This is a genomic window from Herbaspirillum sp. B65, assembly GCF_000333555.1.
In the GTDB taxonomy this organism is placed as follows: Bacteria; Pseudomonadota; Gammaproteobacteria; order Burkholderiales; family Burkholderiaceae_D; genus Herbaspirillum; species Herbaspirillum rubrisubalbicans.
Window position 1 is genome coordinate 1 of the sequence record NZ_BADI01000423.1, and the last position, 2,879, is coordinate 2,879.

Genomic DNA, 2,879 nt, shown 5'->3' on the forward strand with positions numbered 1-2,879 from the left:
CACTCGGACCTGATGATCCTGCTCGCTCGCACCACGCCACTGGATCAAGTGCAGTAAAAGTCAGAGGGCATGTCGATCTTCATCGTCGACCTGAAACAGGCCATCGGACGCGGCCTGGAGGTGCGGCCCATCGCCAATATGGTCAATCACGAGACCAATGAACTTTTCTTCGACCATCTCGAGATCCCGGCCGAGAACCTGATCGGTGAGGAAGGGCAGGGCTTCAGGTACATCCTCGATGGCCTCAATGCTGAGCGCACCCTGATTGCCGCCGAGTGCATCGGCGATGGTTACTGGTTCATCGACAAGGCTGCGCAGTACGCCAAGCAGCGTATGGTGTTCGATCGTCCCATCGGCATGAATCAGGGCGTGCAGTTCCCGATTGCCGAGGCCTATATTGAACTGGAGGCGGCCAACCTGATGCGCTATCGGGCCTGTGCCTTGTTCGATGCCGGCCAGGCTTGCGGTGCCCAGGCCAATATGGCCAAGTACCTGGCGGCCAAGGCGTCGTGGGAAGCCGCCAATGTCTGCCTGCAGACCCATGGCGGCTTCGGCTTTGCCTGCGAATACGACGTCGAGCGCAAGTTCCGCGAGACGCGCTTGTACCAGGTGGCACCGATCTCGACCAACCTGATCTTTTCCTACGTGGCCGAGCACATTCTCGGCTTGCCACGTTCCTTCTGAAGCGGATCATCCCAACCGGAGTCCTCATGTCGCACGCCACTGGCCCGCTCGCGGGCATTACCGTCATCAGCCTGGAACATGCCATCGCCGCGCCGTTCTGCACGCGCCAACTGGCCGACCTGGGCGCGCGCGTCATCAAGATCGAGCGCCCCGGCGTGGGGGATTTTGCGCGGGGTTACGATGCGCGGGTCGATGGTCTTTCTTCACACTTCGTCTGGACCAACCGTTCCAAGGAAAGCCTGACCCTGAACCTCAAGGATGAAGCCGGCAAGCGCATCATCGACCAGTTGCTGCAACAGGCCGATGTGCTGGTGCAGAACCTGGCGCCGGGTGCGGCTGCCGCGCTGGGCCTGTCGGCCCCGGTGCTGCATGAAAGGCATCCGCGCTTGATCGTCTGCGACATTTCCGGGTATGGCGAGGATGGTCCTTATCGCGACAAGAAAGCCTATGACCTGCTGATCCAGAGCGAGGCCGGGTTCCTGTCGGTGACCGGCACCCGCGATGACGTGGCCAAGGCCGGTTGCTCGATTGCCGACATCGCCGCCGGCATGTATGCCTATTCCAATATCCTGGCTGCGCTCATCCAGCGTGGGCGCGATGGACGGGGTAGTCACATCGACCTGTCCATGCTGGAGGCGCTGGCCGAGTGGATGAGTTTTCCGCTGTACTACGCCTACCAGGGCGCCAGCGCCCCGCAGCGTTCCGGGGCCGAGCACGCCACCATCTATCCGTATGGCCCGTTCACGGCGGGCGATGGCAAGACCGTGATGCTGGGTTTGCAGAACGAGCGCGAATGGAAAGTGTTTTGCGAAGTGGTGCTGGAGGATGCGGCGCTGGCCAGCGATGCGCGTTTTTCCAGCAATGCACTTCGACACGAACATCGCGAGACCTTGCGCCAGTTGATCCTGAGCATGTTCGCCGACATGACCGCCGAGCAGGTAGTGGCGCGGCTGGATCAGGCGCAGATTGCCAATGCCCGCGTCAATACCATGCATGATCTGTGGCAACACCCGCAACTGGCTGCACGTCAGCGTTGGACCGAGGTCGATACGCCGGTGGGCAAGGTGGCGGCCTTGTTGCCACCGGGCGCCAACGATCGCTACGACTACCGCATGGAAGCCATTCCTGCGCTGGGCCAGCATACCGAGGCCATCCTCGGGCAACTGGGATACGACGCCGCCGGCATCGCCGCCCTGCGTGAACGGGGAGCCGTGTGATGAGCACCAGGCCAGACTGGGCGGCTGCCAGCAGCTACCTGTTCGTGCCGGCCAACCGGCCCGAGCGCTATGCCAAGGCACTGCAGAGCGGGGCCGATGCCGTCATCGTCGACCTGGAAGACGCAGTGGCTCCGTCGCAGAAGGAAGCGGCGCGTGCCACGCTGGCGGGCTGGCTGCAGGAGCAGGCTGCCCAGCCGCGCATATGGGTGCGCATCAATGCCGCCGATACGGTTTGGCACCAGCAGGACCTGTTGACGTTTTCTGCACCATCGCTGGCCGGCATCGTGCTGCCCAAGGCGGAAGATGCGGCCACGGTGGCGTCCGTTGCCGCGCACCTGGGCGCGGGACGCCGCTTGATTGCCTTGATCGAGAGTGCGGCGGGTTTGGCCGCCATGCGCCAGATTGCTGCCGTGCCCGGCGTGCAGCGCCTGGCTTTCGGTGCCATCGATGCCCAGCTCGACCTGGGGATGCAATGCGGGCCGCAAGAAGAGGAGTTGCTGCCTCTGCGGGTGGAAATGGTGATGGCCTCGCGCCTGGCCGGGATTGCGCCGCCCATCGATGGCGTGACCACCGCTTTCAATGACGACGCCTTGCTCGCGCGCATGGTGCAGCGGGCGCGGCGCCTGGGCTTCGGCGCCAAGTTGTGCATCCACCCGCGTCAGGTGGCCGGGGTCCGGCACGGCTTCATGCCCAGCGAGCAGGAACTGGCCTGGGCTGAGGAAGTGATGGCGGCGGTGCGTGCCAGCGATGGCGCTGCCATTTCGTTCAAGGGCAGGATGATCGACAAGCCGGTGATCCTGCAGGCTGAACAATTCCTGCGCGTGGCCGGGCGTTGGTTTGATTGAGCGCGGATTGAGCCGGCCGGGGCTCGTGTAACCTAGGCGTTTTCCAACCAGGAGGGAGACGACACCATGAAGATCCATGCCGCCGTGCTGCGCCAGACGACCGAGGCCCACCCGTTGCGGTGAGCCGCCGTGA

The 2,879-nt window shown here is 63.8% G+C and carries 2 protein-coding genes and 1 pseudogene; all 3 read left to right on the forward strand.

Annotation, left to right across the window (positions count from 1 at the left end):
- Positions 1 to 684: pseudogene (locus I5W_RS10140) on the forward strand (acyl-CoA dehydrogenase family protein); the annotation flags it as partial.
- A 26-nt stretch (positions 685 to 710) separates the two neighbouring features.
- Entirely contained in the window at positions 711 to 1,901 is a 1,191-nt protein-coding gene (locus I5W_RS10145) for a CaiB/BaiF CoA transferase family protein (protein WP_017450225.1), read from the forward strand.
- Positions 1,901 to 2,746, forward strand: coding sequence for an HpcH/HpaI aldolase/citrate lyase family protein (locus I5W_RS10150; protein WP_044529122.1), 846 nt, complete (start codon positions 1,901 to 1,903; stop codon positions 2,744 to 2,746). The genes I5W_RS10145 and I5W_RS10150 overlap by 1 nt, the downstream gene beginning before the upstream one ends.
- Positions 2,747 to 2,879 lie beyond the last annotated feature (133 nt).